The sequence below is a fragment of the Microvirga calopogonii genome (assembly GCF_003347665.1).
Classification (GTDB): domain Bacteria; phylum Pseudomonadota; class Alphaproteobacteria; order Rhizobiales; family Beijerinckiaceae; genus Microvirga; species Microvirga calopogonii.
In genome coordinates, this window is the sequence record NZ_QDGA01000063.1 from 1 (window position 1) to 19,876 (window position 19,876).

The 19,876-nt window shown below is 63.4% G+C and carries 14 protein-coding genes; 6 read left to right on the forward strand and 8 right to left on the reverse strand.

Annotated elements, in window-relative coordinates:
* Positions 1 to 78 precede the first annotated feature (78 nt).
* Entirely contained in the window at positions 79 to 1,242 is a 1,164-nt protein-coding gene (locus tag DDF70_RS26365) for an IS110 family RNA-guided transposase (RefSeq protein WP_114944612.1), read from the forward strand.
* A gap of 366 nt (positions 1,243 to 1,608) precedes the next feature.
* Here DDF70_RS26365 and DDF70_RS38840 read toward each other — a convergent pair whose 3' ends face one another.
* The 5 genes from DDF70_RS38840 to DDF70_RS26390 form a co-directional block, all read right to left on the reverse strand.
* On the reverse strand, positions 1,609 to 2,160 hold the full coding sequence (locus tag DDF70_RS38840) for a CatB-related O-acetyltransferase (protein WP_114947727.1): 552 nt from the start codon (positions 2,158 to 2,160) through the stop codon (positions 1,609 to 1,611).
* A 116-nt stretch (positions 2,161 to 2,276) separates the two neighbouring features.
* Positions 2,277 to 3,638: an acetyl-CoA carboxylase biotin carboxylase subunit gene (gene accC / locus DDF70_RS26375; protein ID WP_114947728.1), complete on the reverse strand. Its 1,362-nt coding sequence runs from the start codon at positions 3,636 to 3,638 to the stop codon at positions 2,277 to 2,279.
* A gap of 8 nt (positions 3,639 to 3,646) precedes the next feature.
* The gene (gene accB, locus DDF70_RS26380) at positions 3,647 to 4,126 is read right to left on the reverse strand and encodes an acetyl-CoA carboxylase biotin carboxyl carrier protein (protein ID WP_114947729.1); all 480 of its coding nucleotides are present in this window, start codon (positions 4,124 to 4,126) and stop codon (positions 3,647 to 3,649) included.
* A gap of 26 nt (positions 4,127 to 4,152) precedes the next feature.
* The gene (gene aroQ / locus DDF70_RS26385) at positions 4,153 to 4,620 is read right to left on the reverse strand and encodes a type II 3-dehydroquinate dehydratase (protein ID WP_114947730.1); all 468 of its coding nucleotides are present in this window, start codon (positions 4,618 to 4,620) and stop codon (positions 4,153 to 4,155) included.
* Between the two features lie 286 nt (positions 4,621 to 4,906).
* Positions 4,907 to 5,686, reverse strand: coding sequence for a DsbA family protein (locus tag DDF70_RS26390; protein WP_114947731.1), 780 nt, complete (start codon positions 5,684 to 5,686; stop codon positions 4,907 to 4,909).
* 294 nt (positions 5,687 to 5,980) lie between these two features.
* Here DDF70_RS26390 and DDF70_RS26395 point away from each other — a divergent pair, with 294 nt between their 5' ends.
* Both DDF70_RS26395 and DDF70_RS26400 read left to right on the forward strand, forming a co-directional pair.
* Positions 5,981 to 7,162: a pyridoxal phosphate-dependent aminotransferase gene (locus tag DDF70_RS26395; RefSeq protein ID WP_114947732.1), complete on the forward strand. Its 1,182-nt coding sequence runs from the start codon at positions 5,981 to 5,983 to the stop codon at positions 7,160 to 7,162.
* Positions 7,163 to 7,251: 89 nt separating this feature from the next.
* The gene (locus tag DDF70_RS26400; RefSeq protein WP_114947733.1) at positions 7,252 to 7,764 is read left to right on the forward strand and encodes a DUF2199 domain-containing protein; all 513 of its coding nucleotides are present in this window, start codon (positions 7,252 to 7,254) and stop codon (positions 7,762 to 7,764) included.
* A gap of 57 nt (positions 7,765 to 7,821) precedes the next feature.
* On the opposite strand, the gene DDF70_RS26405 is transcribed toward DDF70_RS26400, so the two are convergent.
* Positions 7,822 to 10,545, reverse strand: a complete 2,724-nt coding sequence (locus DDF70_RS26405; protein WP_114947734.1) for an Rne/Rng family ribonuclease — start codon at positions 10,543 to 10,545, stop codon at positions 7,822 to 7,824.
* Between the two features lie 722 nt (positions 10,546 to 11,267).
* Between DDF70_RS26405 and DDF70_RS26410 the strand changes: the two genes are divergently transcribed.
* The 3 genes from DDF70_RS26410 to prfB all read left to right on the forward strand — a co-directional run bounded on the left by DDF70_RS26410 (position 11,268) and on the right by prfB (position 16,383).
* Positions 11,268 to 12,515, forward strand: a complete 1,248-nt coding sequence (locus tag DDF70_RS26410; protein ID WP_114947735.1) for an N-acetylmuramoyl-L-alanine amidase — start codon at positions 11,268 to 11,270, stop codon at positions 12,513 to 12,515.
* Positions 12,516 to 12,624: 109 nt separating this feature from the next.
* Positions 12,625 to 15,078, forward strand: a complete 2,454-nt coding sequence (locus tag DDF70_RS26415; RefSeq protein ID WP_114947741.1) for a penicillin-binding protein 1A — start codon at positions 12,625 to 12,627, stop codon at positions 15,076 to 15,078.
* A 176-nt stretch (positions 15,079 to 15,254) separates the two neighbouring features.
* Positions 15,255 to 16,383, forward strand: a protein-coding gene (prfB, locus tag DDF70_RS26420; RefSeq protein WP_114947736.1) for a peptide chain release factor 2 whose coding sequence is annotated in 2 segments (ribosomal slippage) — positions 15,255 to 15,323 and positions 15,325 to 16,383 — 1,128 coding nt in all. Because the reading frame shifts where the segments join, the coding sequence is not laid out codon by codon here.
* 45 nt (positions 16,384 to 16,428) lie between these two features.
* Here prfB and DDF70_RS38845 read toward each other — a convergent pair.
* Together DDF70_RS38845 and DDF70_RS26430 are read right to left on the reverse strand one after the other, a co-directional pair.
* Positions 16,429 to 19,230 carry a matrixin family metalloprotease gene (locus DDF70_RS38845; RefSeq protein WP_114947737.1) on the reverse strand — a complete coding sequence of 934 codons (2,802 nt, stop codon included), beginning with the start codon at positions 19,228 to 19,230 and terminating at the stop codon, positions 16,429 to 16,431.
* Between the two features lie 77 nt (positions 19,231 to 19,307).
* Positions 19,308 to 19,778, reverse strand: a complete 471-nt coding sequence (locus tag DDF70_RS26430; protein ID WP_114947738.1) for a peroxiredoxin — start codon at positions 19,776 to 19,778, stop codon at positions 19,308 to 19,310.
* Positions 19,779 to 19,876 lie beyond the last annotated feature (98 nt).

Consider the following 19,876-nt stretch of genomic DNA (forward strand, 5'->3'; position numbering starts at 1 on the left):
AGATCCTATGGGGGTGGATAGCGGTCCACTCTCTGGCAGAGTGAGGTTGCGATATCCACTCACGCTGGAGACCAACCGATGTCCGTTGAGCCCCGATTTGAGCAAACCGCTATCCGCACCCATCTTGGCGCAATCTTCGTCTCACTGGAACTCAGTCGTTCGGTCTGGCTGATCACGTCCCTGTCGCCCGGGGCCGGGGAGACAATGTCCAAGCACAGCGTGCGCGGCGGCGATGTGGCCGGCCTGCTGACGCGGCTTGCTCAGTTGCAGGAGAAAGCGCGCACTCGAACCGGTCAGCTATTTCCGATCATTGTCATCCAGGAGGCGGGTCTGGATGGGTTCTGGATCCATCGCGTGCTGGAGAGCGAGGGGATCGAGAGCCATGTGGTCGATCCCGCCTCGATTGCGGTCTCGCGCCGCTGCCGGCGGGCCAAGACCGACAAGATCGACGGCGAGGCCCTGGTGCGCACGCTGCTGGCCTACAAGCGTGGGGAGCCGCGGGTGTGTGCGATGGTCCGGGCTCCCACGCCTGAGCAGGAGGATCGGCGCCGCATCAGCCGCGAGCGCAAGACGCTCACGGCCGAGCGCGTTCAGCACGTCAACCGGATCAAGGGCCTGCTGTTCGCGCAGGGGATCGGCGACTATGAGCCCCTGCACCGCGACCGCAGAACACGGCTCGAGGCGCTCACGACCGGTGATGGCCGGCCGCTGCCAGTGCACCTGAAGACCCAGATCAGCCGCGAACTCGATCGGCTGGAGCTGCTGCTGGAACAGATCAAGGCGGTGGAAGCCGAGCGGGACCAGCTGCTTGCCTCTGCCCATGAGGAGGCCGGCGCCGTGCCACCGGGGCGACTGCTTCCCCTGAAAGGCATCGGTCAGGAAGCCGCCGCTGTTCTGTGGGCGGAGGGCCTGTTCCGCACCTTCGCCAATCGCCGGCAGGTGGCGGCCTATGCGGGCCTGGCCCCCACCCCCTGGAAGAGCGGATCGATTGATCGCGAGCAAGGCGTGTCGAAGGCCGGCAACCCACGCCTGCGCACCACCATGATCCAGCTCGCCTGGTTGTGGCTGCGCCATCAGCCCGCCTCAGCCCTGAGCCAGTGGTTCCAGGAGCGTGTCCGGCGCAACGGCGGGCGCCTGAAGAAGCCGATGATCGTGGCGCTGGCCCGCAAACTTCTCGTCGCGCTGTGGAAGTATGTGACCGCTGGGGTGATCATCGAGGGTGCCGTGATGAGGTCTGCGTAAGGCACGGCACGACTGAGTGGATGTGCTTCGCTGGACCCTGATCAGGTCCGGCGGATCCAGGAGGACGGACCGATGTGCAATAGGGCTTGGCATGCCGCACTACAGAAGGGTCCCGTCGCCTGAGCCCTCGTCCGCTGCAAGCGGGATGATGGTGCGGCTGCGTGCGCGCAGCGACCGGATGTGAGTGGGAGCTGGCGCTGGACACGGGCCAGATCATGCAACGGGCTCAGACCTTGGATGTCAAACACCAGCCGGAGATCTGATCGGTGTTCCGATGACCCAGCATCTTGACCGACCAATGCCCATGTGAGTGGGAGCTGGCGCTGGACACGGGCCAGATCATGCAACGGGCTCAGACCTTGGATGTCAAACACCAGCCGGAGATCTGATCGGTGTTCCGATGACCCAGCATCTTGACCGACCAATGCCCATGTGAATTGCATAGGCGGGAACGTCTTTCACCACGACGGCGCCTGCGCCAATGACGGCGCCGGTTCCAACCGTCACGCCTGGAAGGATGATCGCCCGCGAGCCGACCCAGACATCATGTCCGATCTTGGTTTTCTTGGGGTAACCATCGAACGTAAGAGGAGGGCGGTAGGGACGGCTTGCGGAAAAGAGATTGGTAAAGGGAAAGGGGTGCGAGGACAGCCACTCCTTCGGATGTGCGCTCCCGCGCATATCCACATTATCGCCGATGGAGCAGTAGCGCCCGACCGTCGTGTGGCGGATCTCGCTTTTGGGAGAAATGTAGGAATAGGCACCTATCTCGGCGTCATCTACGTGAGACGACCGGAAAATCTTGATCGGCGATTCCCAGGTCAGGCTTGTGCCGATCGTGCCGCTCAAGTCGAGGCCATGCTTCAGCAAGAGGCTTCGCAGTTCGTCCTTGGCTATGACTTTCTCGGCAGCACTCATCGTCGACGGCCTTCTCTAGGGAATGCCGATCTGATACTTCATAATATTACTGTTTGTCACGCGTGCTGATATGAGCAGCGTCGCTTGACGAGCGACGCTGCTCATATCGACTGATTTCAGGCCTGCTCGTCGCCCAAGCCACCCGTTTTCAGGAAGTTCTCCAGCCAGTGGATGTCGTACTGGCCGTTCTGGATGTCCGGGTTGCGCACGAGGGTGCGGAAGAGCGGCAGGGTGGTGTCGATCCCGTCCACCACGAACTCGTCGAGGGCGCGGCGCAGGCGCATGAGGCACTCGTTGCGGGTGCGGCCATGGACGATGAGCTTGCCCACGAGGGAATCGTAGTGCGGCGGGATGCGGTAGCCCTGGTAGGCCGCCGAATCGACGCGCACGCCGAGGCCGCCCGGCGGGTGGAAGTAGCTGATCGTGCCGGGCGAGGGGCGGAACGTTGCGGGATGCTCGGCATTCACGCGGCACTCGATGGCATGGCCTTCGATCTTGATGTCGTCCTGCGTCACCGACAGCGGGTGGCCGGCCGCGACGCGGATCTGCTCGTTCACCAGATCGATGCCGGTGATCATCTCCGTGACCGGGTGCTCCACCTGGATGCGGGTGTTCATCTCGATGAAGTAGAACTCGCCGTCCTCATAGAGGAACTCAATGGTGCCGGCGCCCGCGTATTGCAGGTCCTGCATGGCCTTGGCCACGACCCCGCCGATGCGCTCGCGCATTTCGACGTTGAGAGCCGGCGAGGGGCCTTCCTCCCACACCTTCTGGTGACGGCGCTGCAGGGAGCAGTCGCGCTCGCCGAGATGGATGGCGTTTCCCTTGCCGTCGCCGAGAACCTGGATCTCGATATGGCGCGGCTTCTCGAGATATTTCTCGATATAGACGGCATCGTCGCCGAAGGCGGCCTTGGCCTCGGTGCGGGCGGTCTGGAAGGCGTGAACGAGGTCATCCTCGTTGCGCGCCACCTTCATGCCGCGCCCGCCGCCACCGGCAGCGGCCTTGATGATGACCGGATAGCCGATGTCCCGGGCAACCTTCTTGGCCTCGGCCTCGTCGTTGATGCCGCCCTCGGAGCCGGGCACGCAGGGGATTCCAAGGCGCTTGGCGGTACGCTTGGCCTCGATCTTGTCGCCCATGATGCGGATGTGCTCCGCCTTGGGGCCGATAAATGCGATGCGGTGATGCTCCAGCACCTCCGCGAAGCGAGCATTCTCGGACAGGAAGCCATAGCCGGGATGGATGGCGTCCGCGCCGGTGATCTCGCAAGCGGCGATCAGGGCGGGAATGTTGAGATAGCTGTCGCGGGCGGCCGGCGGGCCGATGCAGACGCTTTCGTCCGCGAGGCGCACGTGCATGGCGTCAGCGTCGGCGGTGGAGTGCACGGCCACGGTGGCGATGCCGAGCTCCTTCGCAGCGCGCAGGATCCGCAGGGCGATCTCGCCGCGATTGGCAATGAGGATCTTATCGAACATGTCGCGCCTTACTCGATGACGAGGAGGGGTTCACCGTATTCAACAGGAGTTCCGTCTTCGACATAGATTGCGGTCACGGTGCCGGAGCGGGGCGCCACGATCTCGTTGAAGGTCTTCATGGCCTCGACGAGCAGGACCTTATCGCCCGCCTGGACTTTGGATCCGATCTCCACGAAGGACTTTGCATCCGGAGAGGGCTTGCGGTAGGCGGTGCCGACCATGGGCGAGAGCACCGCGCCCGGATGGGGAGCGCCGGGCTTGGCCGCGGCAGGAACCTCGGTGGCGGCCGGAGGCGGGGCCACCATGGGGGCAGGGGCGGCATAGGCGGCGGGAGCCGCGACCGGGACGGAGACGGCGGCCGTGATCGTGCGCGCCACGCGAATACGAAGGTCGCCCTTCTCCACTTCGATCTCGCTGAGATCCGTGTCGGCGATCAAATTCGCCAGCTCACGGACGAGATCGGGATCGAAAGGACTTTCCTTGGCCATGGGGCTTACCTCTACTTCCTGAGGAACTAGTGCTGGGAGGGCTTCGCTTGCCGCGCGCGCTCGACCATCACCTGGTGAACCGCTTCCAGGCCGAGCAGGTAGCTCATGGGCCCGAAACCACAGATCACGCCGACGGAGACGGGCGCTATGAGCGAGCGATGGCGAAAGCCCTCGCGGGCATGAACATTCGAAATGTGGATCTCGACCGTCGGAGCGCCGCTGCCGGAGATGGCGTCGCGGAGTGCGATCGAGGTGTGGGTGTAGGCACCGGCATTGATGACGATGCCGGCTCCCTGGGCTCCTGCTTCCTGGATCCAGTCCACGAGCTGTCCCTCGTGGTTCGACTGGCGGAACATGATCGCCGCCCCCAGGGTCTCGGCCTTCCCGCGCACGAGCGTCTCGATGTCGGCCAGCGTCGTGCTGCCATAGACGTGAGGCTCTCTGCGGCCGAGCAGGTTGAGATTGGGTCCGTTGAGGACGAAGACGGTGGTCATTGGTTAAGGAGTGTTCCTTGCAGCCCCGTCTGGCGGAGCAGAAACGCCCTCTTAGCCAAAAGGCGAGCAGGGGGGAAGGGGAAAACCAAGGCTTTCCCAAGCTTGGCGCGTGTTCCGTTGCGGAATGGCGTTGTTTCAACGTCATGGCCGGGCTTGTCCCGGCCATCTCGATTGGAAGAGTGCGGCGCTTCTCGGGACGAGATCACCGGCATGGGCCCCCGGATTAGGTCCGGGGAGGTGACGACATGGCTGAGGAGCCGGGAAACCTATAGCCGAGCTTGAAACGCTAGCCGCAGCTCGCCTTGCCGCACTGGCGCACATTGTCCACGAGCTGCTTCAGGGGCTCGAGGCCGACGGCGCCGGGGATGACGGTCTCGCCCACGATGAAGGCCGGCGTTCCGGTCAGGCTGAGCTTGTCGCCGAGAGCCATGTTTTCCTGGAGGGCGTTACGAACCTCGGCGCTTTCGATGTCCTTCTGAAGGCGGGCCATGTCGATGCCCATCTCCTTGGCCACGGCCATGGCACGTTCTCCGTTCACGCGGCCACGGCTTTCCAGGACTTTGGTGTGGTAATCGAAGAGCTTCTGCCCCTGGAGCTGGTTCTTGACCGCGAGCGCCACCCGGCTTGCTTCAACCGAATCTGGCCCGAGAACCGGAAAATCCTTCAGCACGACCCGCAGCTTCGGGTCGCTCTTCATGAGCGTCTGGACATCGGACAGCGCTTTCTTGCAGTAGCCGCAATTGTAATCGAAGAACTCCACCAGGGTGATATCGCCCGAGGGGTTGCCGACCACGTAGGAATGGGAGGCGTTCAGGAGCGACTGCTTCGTTTCCTTCACGGCGCCGGCCTGCGCCACCTGCTGCGCTTCCGCCTGGCGCTTCTCCAGCTCGGCGATCACCTCGGTCAGGACCTCCGGGTTCTTCAGAAGATAATCCTTCACGATCTCGCCGATGGCCTGCTTCTGCTGGTCGTTGAAGACCGTGCCCTGCGCCATCGCGGCGGGTGCGAGTGCCAGAGCGCCGATCAGGGCTGCGGTCCGGCCGATGGAGAGAAGCGATAAGCGCATATTCGGTCCTTTGCGGAAGTCTTTGACGCCTCTGTCTAACAAGGGTTCGAGGCGGAGTTGAGACTCGTTCTTCTACCGCGAGTTAGCGGTTTAGGCAGTGCGGCGTCAAATCACGGGTTCGTTTAGCCCATCGATGAGAGCCTCCAGTGTCATCCCCGGCGCACGAAGTGCGGGAAGGGGATCCACGATCAAGCGCTGAGTTGTGGATTCCCTTCCCCTCCGCTACGCTCCGGCCGGGAATGACACGGAAGAACCGCCTTGAGGCCGTCCCTGCAACCGGGTACGAGCCTCTCCATGACCAAATCATCCGCCGATCTCCACTCGCCCCTCATCGCGCGCCGCATGGATCGCGTGGCCTCCTTCCTCGCGATGGACGTTCTGAGCGCGGCAGCAGCCAAGGAACGGCGGGGGGACAGCGTCATCCATATGGAAGTCGGCCAGCCGTCCGCGCCCGCCCCGCGTGCAGCCCGGGAGGCGGCCAAGGCGGCCCTCGACCTCGGCCGCATCGGCTACACGGAAGCTCTCGGCATCTCGGCCCTGCGGGAGCGGATTGCCCGGCATTACCGCGACGCCTACGGCGTGAGCATCGCACCGGAACGCGTAGTCGTGACCACCGGATCCTCGGCCGGATTCGTGCTGGCTTTCTTAAGCCTCTTCGATCCGGGGCAGCGGGTGGCGATCACCGCACCGGGCTATCCGGCCTATCGCAACATCCTGGAGGCTCTCGGCATCGAGCCGGTGACGATCCCGCTCGCCAAGGCGGATGGCTGGATCATGACCGCCCAGGCCATCGAGAGGGCCCATGCGGAGAAGCCCCTGCATGGCATCCTCGCCATGAGCCCCGCGAACCCTTCAGGTACCATGATCGGCCGCAAGGCTCTTGCCGAGCTGGGCGAGACCTGCCGCCGCCTGGGGCTTTGGTTCGTGTCGGACGAGATCTATCACGGGCTGACCTACGGTGAGGCCGCGTCCACGACCCTCACCTCCGATGACGATGCCGTCGTGATCAACTCGTTCTCGAAATATTACTGCATGACCGGCTGGCGCATCGGCTGGATCGTAGTGCCGGATCGTCTGGTCCGTCCCATCGAGCGGCTGGCGCAGAATCTCTACATCTCGCCGCCCTATCTCTCCCAGGTGGCGGCGCTCGCCGCCTTCGACGCGGCGGAGGAGCTGGAGGCCGTGAAAGCCGGCTATGCGCGCAACCGCGCCTATCTCCTGGAGGAGCTTCCCAAGATCGGCATCACCGAGATGCACCCGGTGGACGGTGCCTTCTACATCTACGCCGACATAGCCCGCTTCACGAACGATTCCATCGGCTTCTCCAGGCGTATGCTGGAGGAGGCGGGTGTGGCCGCAACGCCGGGCCTCGATTTCGATCCCATCGAAGGCTCTCACTATCTGCGCCTGTCGTTTGCCGGATCGGAGAACGACTGCCGCGAGACGGTGGCGCGGCTGAAGGGGTGGTTGAGATAGTCTCTCCCCATTGCCAGCCCATGCATTGATTTGCAGGCTGGTTGCCTCCAGGCAGCCTCTATGATCCTCTAGAAATAGGGGATGTTGTTATGTTTCGATTCAAGTGTGCGACATGTGGCGAATGGCATGATGGAATGCCAAGCTTCGGCGCAGATGCGCCATTGTATTACTATGCGATACCGGAACCCGATCGGGAGGATCGTTGCCGCCTGAGCACTGACACCTGCGTCATCGACGATGAATTTTTCTTCATTCGCGGTTGCATCGAAATTCCCGTCATAGGAGCGGTGGATCCGTACGTCTGGGGTGTCTGGGTTTCTTTGAGTCGCAAGAGTTTCGACGAGTTTGTGTCGATTTTCGACGCGCCTGACAGATCGAAGTTCGGTCCGTATTTTGGGTGGCTCTCTAATAGTTTCCTTGTGTATCCCGAGTCCCAAAACCTTAAGACAAATGTCCACATCCGGGAGCCTGGGTCGCGGCCCTTCATCGAGCTTGAACCGACCGATCATCCTCTGGCGGTCGAGCAACGGACGGGGATTACCGTAGAACGTGTCAGTGAAATCTACGCTGCCTACATGCATGAGCCTCCTGTTAAGGAGTGAGTTCACGAAATGAAAATGGCCGGGGCAAGCCCGGCCATGATGTAGATGTTTCGTTTTTTACGATCCGCTCAGGACCGACTTGGCCTTGGACCACCAGCCGGCGCGCTTGGGGCGTTCCGGGTCTGGCGGGGTCAGGACGACGGCGACCGGTTCCGGCTCGGGCGCCACGGGGGCGGGCGGCGGAACGGGAGCCTCGGCCACGGGACGTTCCGGGGTGACGATCGGCTCGTTTGCGGCGGCCTGCTGCGGCTCCGAGGTCTCGGAGACGGCCTCTGCCGGGGTAGCTTCCACCGGAGCCGGCGCGGCCTGAGCCTGGTCGGGGGCCACGAAACCTTCCTCGATGGCGAATTCCTCGGCTGTCTCGTCACGGCCGCGTCCACGACCGCCGCGGCGACCGCGACGGCGGCGGCGTCCGCCGCGGGAATCCTCGTCCGTTTCGCCGGCCTCGACGGGAGCTGCCTCGGCACCGGAGGCTTCCACCTCGGTCTCTTCCTCGTCGGATTCGCCCTCGGCCTCTCCGGCTTCGACACCTTCCTCGCCCTGGGCTTCGCCCGCGAAACCTTCCCGGTCGCGACCGCGACGGCGGCGCCGACGGCGGCGGCGACGTCCACCGCCTTCGCTTTCCTCGCCGCGCTCTTCGCCGCCCTGGGCCTCCTCGGTCGTTTCTTCTTCAGCCTCGACCTCAACCTCTTCTTCAGGCTCGTCGATGGCGATCGCGTCGATCTGGATGCCGGTCGCGGCGGACTTGTGCTCGAGCTTGAGAGCGGGCTCGCCGCGCTCGATCGCATAGGTGGTCGTGCCGTGGAGGCTGTCGTCGGCCACGATGGAGATCGCGACGCCGAAGCGGGTCTCCAGTTCGCGCAGGTGAATGCGCTTCTGGTTCAGGATGTAGAAGGCCGCCTCCATCCGGGTGCGGACGATGAGGTTATAGCCTGAATTCTTGATGAGGGTTTCCTCGATCGAGCGCAGCACCTGCAGGGCCACCGACGGCGTCGAGCGCACGAACCCGGTGCCCGCACAGTGCGGGCAGGGGATCGAGGAGGATTCCAGCACGCCGGTGCGGATGCGCTGGCGCGACATTTCGAGGAGGCCGAAAGGCGAGATGCGGCCCACCTGGATGCGGGCGCGATCGTTCTTCAGGCACTCGTTGAGCTTCTTCTCGACGGCGCGGTTGTTGCGCTTCTCCTCCATGTCGATGAAGTCGATCACGACTAGGCCGGCAAGGTCGCGCAGGCGAAGCTGGCGGGCGATCTCCTCGGCCGCCTCGAGATTGGTGCGCAGCGCCGTGTCCTCGATGTTGTGCTCGCGGGTCGAACGACCGGAGTTCACGTCGATGGAAACGAGGGCTTCCGTCGGGTTGATGACGAGATAGCCGCCCGATTTCAGGGTCACCACGTTGGAGAACATGGCATCGAGCTGGGCCTCGACGCCGAACTTCGCGAAGAGGGGCTGAGGATCGCGGTAGGGCTGGACCAGCTTCGAATGGCTCGGCATGAGCATCCGCATGAAGTCCTTGGCCTCGCGATAGCCCTCCTCACCGGCGACCATCACGTCGTCGATGTCCTTGTTGTAGAGGTCGCGGATCGCGCGCTTGATGAGGGAGCCTTCCTCATAGACGAGGGCGGGGGCCGCCGACTTGAGGGTCAGCTCGCGCACACTCTCCCAGAGGCGCATCAGGTATTCGTAGTCGCGCTTGATCTCGGGCTTGGTGCGCGAGGCGCCGGCCGTGCGCAGGATGATGCCCATTCCCTCGGGCACCTCCAGCTCCTGGGCGATTTCCTTCAGGCGCTTGCGGTCGGCCGCATTGGTGATCTTGCGGGAGATGCCGCCGCCCCGGCCCGTATTGGGCATGAGCACGGAATAGCGCCCGGCGAGCGACAGGTAGGTGGTGAGCGCCGCGCCCTTGTTGCCGCGCTCTTCCTTGACGACCTGGACCAGCAGGATCTGGCGGCGCTTGATGACTTCCTGGATCTTGTACTGCTTGCGCGGCGTGCGCCGGCGAGGAGGCAGGTCCTCGATCGCGTCGTCTCCGCCGAGCTGCTCGACGATCTCGTGCTCTTCCACGTCCTGATCGTCTTCGTCCTCGTCCTCTTCGTCTTCGTCGGCTTCCGTATCGCCTTCCGGCGCCCGGGCTTCGACCGCTTCCGCAGCCTCATCGCCTTGTGCAGCCGTGGTCCCTTCCCGGGCCTCCACATGGGCCGAGCCCTCGATCGCCTCGATGGCCGATTCCGCGGCATTCCCGCCGGCGCCTAAGTCTCCGGCCATTACCGGGGCGACGGCATCCTGAGTTTCGGAATCCGATGCCTCGCGCTCTTCGCCGGGAGCTTCGGCCGTATCGGAGCTGTCGCCCTCCTGGGCCGCCTCGATGGCACCCTCGGTTCCGGCTTCGGCTTCCGTCGAGACCACGGTCTCGTCGTTTTCGGTCCGGCGCTGAGACGAGCGGCGGCGGCGACGGTTGCTGCGGCGCTCCTCCTCGCGCTCCTCCTCGGCCTGAGCCTCGGCCTCCGCTTCGAGCAGAGCCTGACGGTCGGCGACGGGGATCTGATAATAATCGGGATGGATTTCGCTGAAGGCGAGGAACCCGTGGCGGTTTCCACCGTATTCCACAAAGGCCGCCTGGAGCGACGGTTCGACCCGGGTGACCTTGGCGAGATAGATATTCCCGCGCAGTTGCTTCCGGTTAGCGGATTCGAAGTCGAATTCTTCGACCTTCTGACCACGTACCACCACGACCCGGGTTTCTTCCGGGTGTGAGGCATCGATGAGCATCTTGTTTGCCATGTTGAACTCTCGACATGGCGATCGAGGGCAGGACCTGAGGCAGGGGCCGCATTGTGGGCGGATGGCCGCGCCGCCAAGAGGGACGGCGGGCTGAAATTGCGTTCGGAGTGCTGTCGATCGCCATCGTGCGCCGCGATGGGGCGCATTCTGGGTTGAATCGGGCCGGCTCTTGGCCGGAAAGGGTGAAGCCAGGGCGTGCGCGGGATGAAACGCGCGATTCGAACGGTGCAGAAACGAAGGTCAGAACTGACTTCGTGTGCGCAACCATTCGACACGGCCCTTTCGTACTAGATATCGATGAGCCGAAATCTCGGTCATCGGCGGGTGGCGACAAGCGTCGCCCTATGGTCCTGTCCGTGAGCCTGTCGAGGGTGACGGGTCTCCTGGAGGATCGGTCAACACAACCGTCTCCTCCGGATCCGCCGTCAGATTCGGCCATGCCGGACGGGATCAAGATCATTACAGAGCGATTGGGGCATTTGGCAAGATCCCGTGTCACTGTGCCATGAATGCAACAGAGTGTCAGTAATCCGCCGTGTGACGTGAGGTTCCGTTAACCAAGCGCCGTCTATCAGTATAGAAGGACGCCAGCGCATCGTGCGGAAAAGTGGACCCGGTTTTCCGCTCGAACGATGCGCCGCTTAAGGGATTGAGCATCGGATCAATCCCAAAAGTGGAGGCCACTTTTGGGTCCGAGGCTCTAGACACCTCAGCGAACATCAATGCCCATTTTCCCCTTCATCCGCTTCGCCGGCGCATGCCTCATGGTGGCCTTCATGGCCGCGTGGTTGGGTCATGCCCATGCGGCCGGAGAGGGCGGGAAGACCGGTTCTCCCGCGATCGCGGCCGCCGTCGCGGTCGAGTCCGAGGGGGCGAAAACCCGTTTTAAGGTTACCCTGTCGAAAGCCGTGACGGCGCAGGTCTCGCTGATGGAGCGTCCCGACCGGGTCATCATCGACCTGCCCGAGGTCGCCTTCCATCTCCCCCAGGAAGCCGGGCGCAGCCGCGAGGGGCTCATCGCCTCCTACCGCTACGGTCTCTTCGCTCCGGGGCGGTCCCGCGTGGTCATGGAGCTGACGCAGCCCGCCGTGGTCTCAGGCATGACCACCGCGCCCGACGCCACGGGCGCGGCGACGATCCTGACCATCGAGCTCTCCCGTGCCGAGCGGGAGGAGTTCCACAAGGTGGCCGTCGACAGCGCGGCCGCCACGAAGGAGGCCTCGGCGGCTCCCATAGCCCAGGCCGTCAAGGATGCCCGCCCGGTCATCGTGATCGATCCCGGTCATGGCGGCATCGACCCGGGGGCGAACGCCTCTTCGGGCAATGTCTACGAGAAGGATCTGGTTCTTGCATTCGCCCAGAGACTCAAGAGGAAGCTGGAGGAGAACGGCCGCTACAGGATCGTCATGACCCGGGACGAGGACGTGTTCATCTCCCTCGGCGACCGGGTGCGCGCCGCCCGCGGGATCCAGGCCGATCTCTTCATCTCCATCCATGCGGATTCCATTTCCGGCGGTCAGGAGGTGAGGGGGCTGACGGTCTATACCGGGGCCGAACGGGCGTCAGATGCCGATTCCGCCCGCCTCGCCGACCGCGAAAACAAGGCGGACGCGGTGGCCGGCGTCGAATCGCGCGACATCCCGGACGACGTGTCGGACATCCTGATGGAGCTGACACTCAGGGAAACGCGGAGCTTCTCCCACGGCTTCGCCAGCCGCCTCGTGGGCGAGTTCGATACCATCGCCCGCCTCAACAAGAATCCTCACCGGCAGGCCCGTTTCCAGGTGCTGCGGGCCCATGACGTGCCCTCCGTCCTGGTCGAGCTTGGCTATCTTTCGAGTCAAAAAGACCTGGACCTGTTGATGTCCGAGGAGTGGCGCGCCAAAATGGTGTCGGCCATGTCGGTCGCGGTGGATCGGTTTTTCGCCGCGCGGTTTGCCCGCAGGGGCGCTGCCGCAGTTTTACCATAGAGAGAGTGTGGATACCCGTAGCGGGGGCGCGATTCATCGGGTAACGAGGATGCGCGTTTCAAGATCTGCATAAACAGGCGCCATGGGCGCCGTCATGGAACACCTTCGGATGCGCTTCGTCCTACGATTTTTCGGCTTCCTCTTCAGCGTTGGAGCGATCTTCTTCCTGATCGGCGCCGTGGGGCTCGCCTATGGGTTCTGGTTCTATTCGAAGGATCTGCCGGATCACGCCCAGCTGGCCAATTACGAGCCGCCGGTGATGACCCGTATCCACGCGTCCGACGGCAGCCTGATTGCCGAATATGCCCGCGAGCGCCGCCTCTACGTGCCGATCCAGGCCGTTCCCAAGCTCGTGATCGGGGCATTCCTCTCGGCCGAAGACAAGAACTTCTACAAGCATATGGGCGTCGACCCCGAGGGGCTGGTGCGCGCCGTCGTGGCCAATCTCCGGTCCGGCGGGGCGAGAGAGCAGGGCGCTTCGACGATCACCCAGCAGGTCGCCAAGAACTTCCTCGTCGGCAACGAGAGGAGCTACGAGCGCAAGATCCGCGAGGCGCTGATCGCGCTGCGCATGGAATCGACCTTCTCCAAGGACAAGATCCTCGAGCTCTATCTGAACGAGATCTTCCTCGGCACCCTGACCCCGGGCCGCAACCTGCACGGCATCGCGGCCGCGGCGCTCGATTATTTCGGCAAGTCCATTCACGAGTTGACCATCGCGGAAGCCGCCTACATCGCCGCGCTGCCCAAGGGTCCGAACAATTACCACCCCTTCCGCCAGCGCAAGGCCGCCATCGACCGCCGGAACTGGGTGATCGACCGCATGGCCGCCAACGGCTACATCTCGAAGGAGGACGCGGAGGCGGCCCAGAAGGAGCCCCTCAACGTCAAGCCGCGCGTGGTCTCCCCGAACAGCATCGCGTCCGGCTACTTCGCCGAGGGTGTGCGCCGCGACATCGCCGAGCGCTACGGCGAGGAAACCCTCTATGAGGGCGGTCTGCTCATCCGTTCGACCCTCGATCCCAAGATGCAGGCCATGGCTCGCAAGGCCCTGGTCGACGGTCTCGTGCGCTTCGACGAGGCGCGCGGCTGGCGCGGAGCCCAGCAGAAGATCGACCTCGCGGGGCGCGAATGGGGCCTGGCCCTGGCGGAAGTCTCGTCGCTCGGCGACGTGCAGCCCTGGCGTCTGGCCGTCGTGCTGGAGGTCGCCGGCGGGCGCGCGAAGATCGGCCTGCAGCCCAAGCGCGAAGCGTCCGGGCAGGTGGGCAAGGACCGCGAGACCGGCCTCGTCACGGCCGATGGCGTGAAATGGACCCGCCGCCCCGTCGAGCGCGCCGTTTCCGTCGGCGACGTGGTCTATGTGGAGCCGCTGGCCGACAAGCAGGGCCAGTTCCGTCTGCGCCAGATCCCCGAGATTTCGGGCGCCATCGTGGCCATGGATCCCAATACGGGCCGCGTCCACGCCATGGTGGGCGGCTTCTCCTATGACCAGAGCGAGTTCAACCGGGCCGTCCAGGCCATGCGCCAGCCGGGTTCCTCGTTCAAGCCGATCGTCTACGCGACCGCCCTCGACAACGGCTACACGCCGTCGAACCAGATCATGGACTCGCCCTTCGTGCTCGACATGGGTCCCGGGCAGGCCGCCTGGGCGCCGTCCAACTACGACGGCAAGTCCGGTGGCCTGAGGACCCTGCGCTACGGCGTCGAGCATTCCAAGAACCTGATGACGGTGCGTCTGGCCAACGAGGTCGGCATGCCGGCCATCTCTGAATATGCCCGTCGCTTCGGCGTCTATGACGACCTGCTCCCGCTGCTCTCCATGTCGCTCGGCGCCGGTGAGACCACGGTCATGCGCATGACGGCGGCCTATTCCATGTTCGCCAACGGCGGCCGCCGCATCAAGCCGACCCTGATCGACCAGATCCAGGACCGCAACGGCCGGACGCTCTATCGCCACGATGACCGCAAGTGCAACGGCTGCGATGCGGAGAAGTGGGATGGCGGCGCGGCGCCCAAGCTGACCGAGACCCGCGAGCAGGTGCTCGATCCGCTGACCGCCTACCAGATCACCTCAATCCTCGAAGGCGTGGTCCAGCGCGGCACGGCGCAGACGGTCAAGGCCGTCGGCAAGCCGCTCGCCGGCAAGACCGGCACCACCAACGATGCCAAGGACGTGTGGTTCGTGGGCTTCTCGCCCGATCTCGCCGTCGGCGTGTTCCTCGGCTACGACACGCCGAAGTCCCTCGGCAACGCGGCGACGGCAGGCCAATATGCGGCACCGGTCTTCCGCGACTTCATGCAGATGGCGCTCAAGGACAAGCCGGCGACGCCGTTCCGTGTGCCCGCGGGCATCAAGCTGATCCGCGTCAATGCCGCTACCGGCACCCGCGCGGGCGGCGAGGGCGGCGGCACGATACTCGAGGCGTTCAAACCCGGCCAGTCTCCGCCGGAATACGTGCCGCCGGAGCCTTCGGCGGAAGAGGTCCCGCAGGCCGAGTACACTCCGGCTCCTCCGCCGGGGGGACAGCGGGCCGTGGGCGCGGGGCCGAGCGGATTGTACTGAGCGGCTTCGCCCCCATATAGAAATCACCCACAACACATCGAAAACGGATTGTTCTTCGGCTCGTTCTTCAGCCGCGGGGCAATCCGTTGACTTGGAAACCAGGCCGAAAGTCCATTCCACTTTCGGACCCGATGCTCTAAGACGCCACCATCACAGGCACGGACAGCAAAGAAACCATGCGCGCCGAAATTCAACATCTCGTAGAAGAGACCAAGCAGTCAGTCGGGCTGCTGAGGAGGCATCTTTGACTGGGATACTGCCCAGCGACGCCTCGCGGAACTGAACGCCCAGGCCGAGGATCCCAACCTCTGGAACGATGCCGACGCCGCGCAGAAGATCATGCGTGAGCGCACGTCGCTGGAGGACCAGATCACGGCCGTGAAGCGCCTCGAGCAGGAGCTCGAAGACGCCATCACGCTGATCGAACTCGGTGAGGCCGAGGAGGACGAGGCCACGATCCGCGAGGGCGAGGAGACGATCCGAGGCCTTCAGGCCGAAGCGGCCCGCCGCCAGGTCGAGACCCTGCTCTCGGGCGAGGCCGATGCCAACGACACCTACGTGGAAGTGCATTCGGGCGCGGGCGGTACGGAAAGTCAGGACTGGGCCAACATGCTCCAGCGCATGTATGCCCGCTGGGCCGAGCGCCGGAAGTACAAGGTCGAGCTTCTCGAAATCACCGACGGCGAAGAGGCCGGAATCAAGAGCGCCACGCTTCTGATCAAGGGCCTCAATGCCTATGGCTGGCTCAAGACCGAGTCGGGCGTGCACCGTCTCGTGCGCATCTCGCCTTACGATTCGAATGCCCGCCGCCATACGAGCTTCGCGTCGGTGTGGGTCTATCCGGTGGTGGACGACCGCATCAACATCGAGATCAAGGAATCCGACTGCCGCATCGACACGTTCCGGTCCTCGGGCGCGGGCGGCCAGCACGTGAACACCACCGACTCGGCGGTGCGCATCACGCATATCCCGAGCGGCATCGTCGTGGCCTGCCAGCAGGAGCGCTCCCAGCACAAGAACCGGGCGACCGCCTGGAACATGCTGCGCGCGCGTCTCTACGAGGCCGAACTGAAGAAGCGCGAGGAGAAGGCGAACGCCGAAGCCGCCGCCAAGACGGATATCGGCTGGGGCCACCAGATCCGCTCCTACGTGCTCCAGCCGTACCAGATGGTGAAGGACCTGCGCACCGGCGCCCAGTCGACGAGCCCGCAGGACGTGCTCGACGGCGACCTCGACCCCTTCATGGAAGCCTCACTCGCGCAGCGCGTCTACGGCGGGGCCGACGAGGTCGAGGACATCGATTAAGATGAGAAAGCCCACTCGATCGAGTGGGCCTTTCGTTGCGCATGCCTAGATGACCAGAATGTCGCTGTAGTTGACCGTCGACTCGCCTAGGAGTTTCGCAAAAATCACAGCTGCTCCTGCGCCAGTTCCGTCCCGATCATAGGAGAGAGTGCGCGTCTCTGGATCGAAGAGGATCCGGTCATCTGCATCCATCGCATTCTTTGTGGCTGAGAACGCATTTGAGCTCAACTCGCCCGGAGGGATATAGCCGAAGATCCCCACAAACAGGACGATCTTGTCCTTACCCCCATTTTCGAAGTCCACGATCTGATCGACATTTTCGACGCCATTCAACCCAGTATCGAAAACAAACTGATCGTTACCTTCCCCGCCCTGCAAGGTATCGTTGCCGTATCTGCCGTTCAGGATATCGTTTCCGTCGCCGCCGTCCAGGCTGTCCTGATCGTGCCCGCCCCATAGGGCGTCATCACCGGCCCCACCGCGCAGGGTATCGTTGCCGCCACCACCGTCTAGGCTGTCGTTGCCGTCTCCGCCGTCCAGGCTATCGTTGCCGTCGAAAAAGCTACCTTCGGCACCGCCCCGCAAGGTGTCATTGCCCTCGCCACCTAGCAATGTATCGTTGCCGTCACCGCCGTCCAGGCTGTCGTTGCCGTCTCCGCCCTGCAAGACATCCGCGCCATAGTCCCCGCTTAAAGTGTCGTTGCCGATGCCACCGTATAAACTGTCGTTTCCGCCTCCACCGTCCAAGGTGTCGTTACCATCGTCGCCCTGAAGGACATCAGTGCCATGGTCGCCGCGCAGAGAGTCGTCGCCAATGCCGCCGTATAAAGTGTCGTCGCCATATCCAGCGTCCAAGGTGTCGTTGCCCTCGCTACCCTGCAAAGCGTCGGCGCCGTCTCCGCCGTCCAAGGAGTCGTTGCCGATGCCGCCGTCTAAGGTATCGTTGCCATATCCACCGTCCAAGGTGTCATCGCCGTCTTCTCCGTGAAGGACGTCAGCATCATGGTACCCACTTAGAGAGTCGTTGCCGATGCCACCGTATAATGTGTCGTTGCCGTATCCACCGTCCACGGTGTCATTTCCGTCGCCGCCCTGCAAAGCGTCAGCGCCGGAATCACCGCTCAGAACATCGTTTCCGATATCTCCCCGCAGAGTGTCGTCACCATATCCGCCGTCCAAGATGTCGTCGCCGGCATTACCGATCAGAACGTTGGCGCCATCGTTGCCGCTCAGCTGATCGGCATAGGCCGATCCGTTCAAGCCTTCGATCGAGTTGTAGCTATCGCCCGCAGCATCCCCGGTGTTGAGGTAGGTCTTCGACAAGCTCGCCACTATCGCGAATGCGGAATCTCCATAATCGGCTAGATCCACGCCCGCGCCGCCGATTAGAACGTCCCCGCCGCTGCCGCCGGAGAGCACGTCGTCTCCCAGACCACCATCGAGTGTGTCAGAGGCATCTCTGCCGTTCAGCACGTCATTGCCGGCATCGCCGCTTAAGTGGTTCGCCCCAGCATCGCCCGCAAGCTGATCGGCGTAGGTAGAGCCGGCCAGGTTCTCCACGCTGGCGAAACGGTCGCCCATAGCTTCGCCACCGTTGCCGTAGCTGAGGCTCAAATCGGCTGTCACGCCGCCCACGGCGTCCGCGTAGGACACGGTGTCGATTCCTGATCCGCCCGTGAGCATATCCGGGCCAAGTCCGCCAACGAGCAGGTCATCGCCGGCTCCGCCATCGAGCGTATCGTTGCCTGCGCCTCCATGCAGAATGTCGTTGCCGTCTCCACCGCTCAAGACGTCACTATCGAAATCCCCATATAGAGCGTCGTTCCCGAGCCCACCGCTCAGGTTGTCGTTGCCCTCGCCGCCGTGCAAGTTATCGTCATCATCCCCACCGTTCAGGGCATCGCTACCTGAGCCTCCTTGAAGCGTGTCGTCGCCATCCCCGCCATTCATGACATCGTTGCCAGCATCTCCAAAAAGGCTGTCGGTGCCATCCGCGCCGCTTAAGGTATCGTTGCTGGCCTCTCCGAGGAGAACATCATCGCCATCGCCGCCGCTCAGGATATCGTTGCCGACGCCTCCGTGTAGGGTGTCGTTCCCATCGAAGCCGTAGATCCGATCGTCTCCGGCTTCACCCTTGATGATATCTCGGACGGCGACTCCATAGATGACGTCGGCCTTGCTCTTCCCGATTTGCGTTAGGGTCTGTTTGGACTTGCTCCAGCTCCACTTCGCGACCTGTCGCCCATCCTGCGAAGGGCTGCCGTAGAGGGCGCGGACCGCTTGGATGTCGAGCGAGCCGAGGACGGGCGGCTGCATATTGATGTCGGCCCCCGTGTAGCTCATGACAGTGTAGTTGACGTTATCGAGGCTCGCAGTCAGCAGCTGCTTGTTGTAATCCATCTTATGGAAGGGGTGCTTGAGGCCTATAGCATGGCCGATCTCGTGGAGCAGGACATAGCGCGTGAAAGCCTTGTACGTCCCGAACTCAGAACGGTAACGCTCATTTAGGTAGATGTTGCCGCCATCGTAGTCTCGGGCGAGGCCTTCTTCGTCGACCGCCTCGAGTTCCGGGAACTCGGCTCGGCCGGAGTGGTCCCCAAATTCCCACTGCCACTGGAATTTGAGCTCGGCCTCTTCTCCCTTAACCTCGATGAAGCGAATACCCGAGGCGTCGCCCCACATCTTCAGGGCCTCGCGTGCCATGGCTTTGTCCGCGCCGCCGAACTTCGAAGCTCCCCACCGAGGACCGTTGAACGTATAGGTCAGAAATACAGGGGTCTTCCTAACCTTGAGACCCGATAGAGCATTCCAGCTCTGGCCCGAGAGAATGGCTTTGTAGTCCGGCATATGTGGGGAGGCCCTGCAGCGAAGTGATTTAGCAAACTATATTACATTGCAATCAAAAGCTGCAAGGCCGTATCCCATCACGCGCCGAGGTCCTTGGCGGCCTTCAGCACTTCCTCCGCATGGCCCGGCACCTTCACCTTGTTCCAGACCCGGGCGATGTTGCCGTCCCGGTCGATGAGCACCGTGGTTCGCTCGACGCCCATGTATTTGCGGCCGTACATGCTCTTCTCGACCCAGACGCCGTAAGCCTCCAGCATGGTCTTGGCCTCATCCGAGGCGAGGGCGAAGTCGAGGCCGTACTTGGCGCGGAACCTGTCGTGGCTCTTCAGCGGGTCCGGCGAGACGCCGACGATCTCCGTGCCGGCAGCGGCGAATTCATTCTTGAGGGCCTGGAAATTCTGGGCTTCGAGCGTGCAGCCGCTGGTATCGTCCTTGGGGTAGAAATACAGCACGACCTTGCGGCCCTTCAGGCTGTCGAGGCCGATCTCCCGACCATCTGTCGCAGGCAGGGAAAAGGCCGGGGCTCTGGTTCCGATGGTAAGAGACATGAATCGCCTTCCTTTTGGCGGAATGTACTGTTTGGAAACCTCTGGTGTGCACGACTGACGGGAACGGTCGCGGGAGGCACCTGAGGCGGTTAAGGTCT

Coding starts and splice junctions, on each gene's coding strand:
- DDF70_RS26410 (WP_114947735.1), top strand. CDS start 11,268: ATGCCCATTTTCCCCTTCATCCGCTTCGCCGGCGCATGCCTCATGGTG.
- accC (WP_114947728.1), bottom strand. CDS start 3,638: ATGTTCGATAAGATCCTCATTGCCAATCGCGGCGAGATCGCCCTGCGG.
- DDF70_RS26365 (WP_114944612.1), top strand. CDS start 79: ATGTCCGTTGAGCCCCGATTTGAGCAAACCGCTATCCGCACCCATCTT.
- DDF70_RS26395 (WP_114947732.1), top strand. CDS start 5,981: ATGACCAAATCATCCGCCGATCTCCACTCGCCCCTCATCGCGCGCCGC.
- accB (WP_114947729.1), bottom strand. CDS start 4,126: ATGGCCAAGGAAAGTCCTTTCGATCCCGATCTCGTCCGTGAGCTGGCG.
- DDF70_RS26430 (WP_114947738.1), bottom strand. CDS start 19,778: ATGTCTCTTACCATCGGAACCAGAGCCCCGGCCTTTTCCCTGCCTGCG.
- DDF70_RS26400 (WP_114947733.1), top strand. CDS start 7,252: ATGTTTCGATTCAAGTGTGCGACATGTGGCGAATGGCATGATGGAATG.
- aroQ (WP_114947730.1), bottom strand. CDS start 4,620: ATGACCACCGTCTTCGTCCTCAACGGACCCAATCTCAACCTGCTCGGC.
- DDF70_RS38845 (WP_114947737.1), bottom strand. CDS start 19,230: ATGCCGGACTACAAAGCCATTCTCTCGGGCCAGAGCTGGAATGCTCTA.
- DDF70_RS38840 (WP_114947727.1), bottom strand. CDS start 2,160: ATGAGTGCTGCCGAGAAAGTCATAGCCAAGGACGAACTGCGAAGCCTC.
- DDF70_RS26405 (WP_114947734.1), bottom strand. CDS start 10,545: ATGGCAAACAAGATGCTCATCGATGCCTCACACCCGGAAGAAACCCGG.
- DDF70_RS26415 (WP_114947741.1), top strand. CDS start 12,625: ATGCGCTTCGTCCTACGATTTTTCGGCTTCCTCTTCAGCGTTGGAGCG.
- DDF70_RS26390 (WP_114947731.1), bottom strand. CDS start 5,686: ATGCGCTTATCGCTTCTCTCCATCGGCCGGACCGCAGCCCTGATCGGC.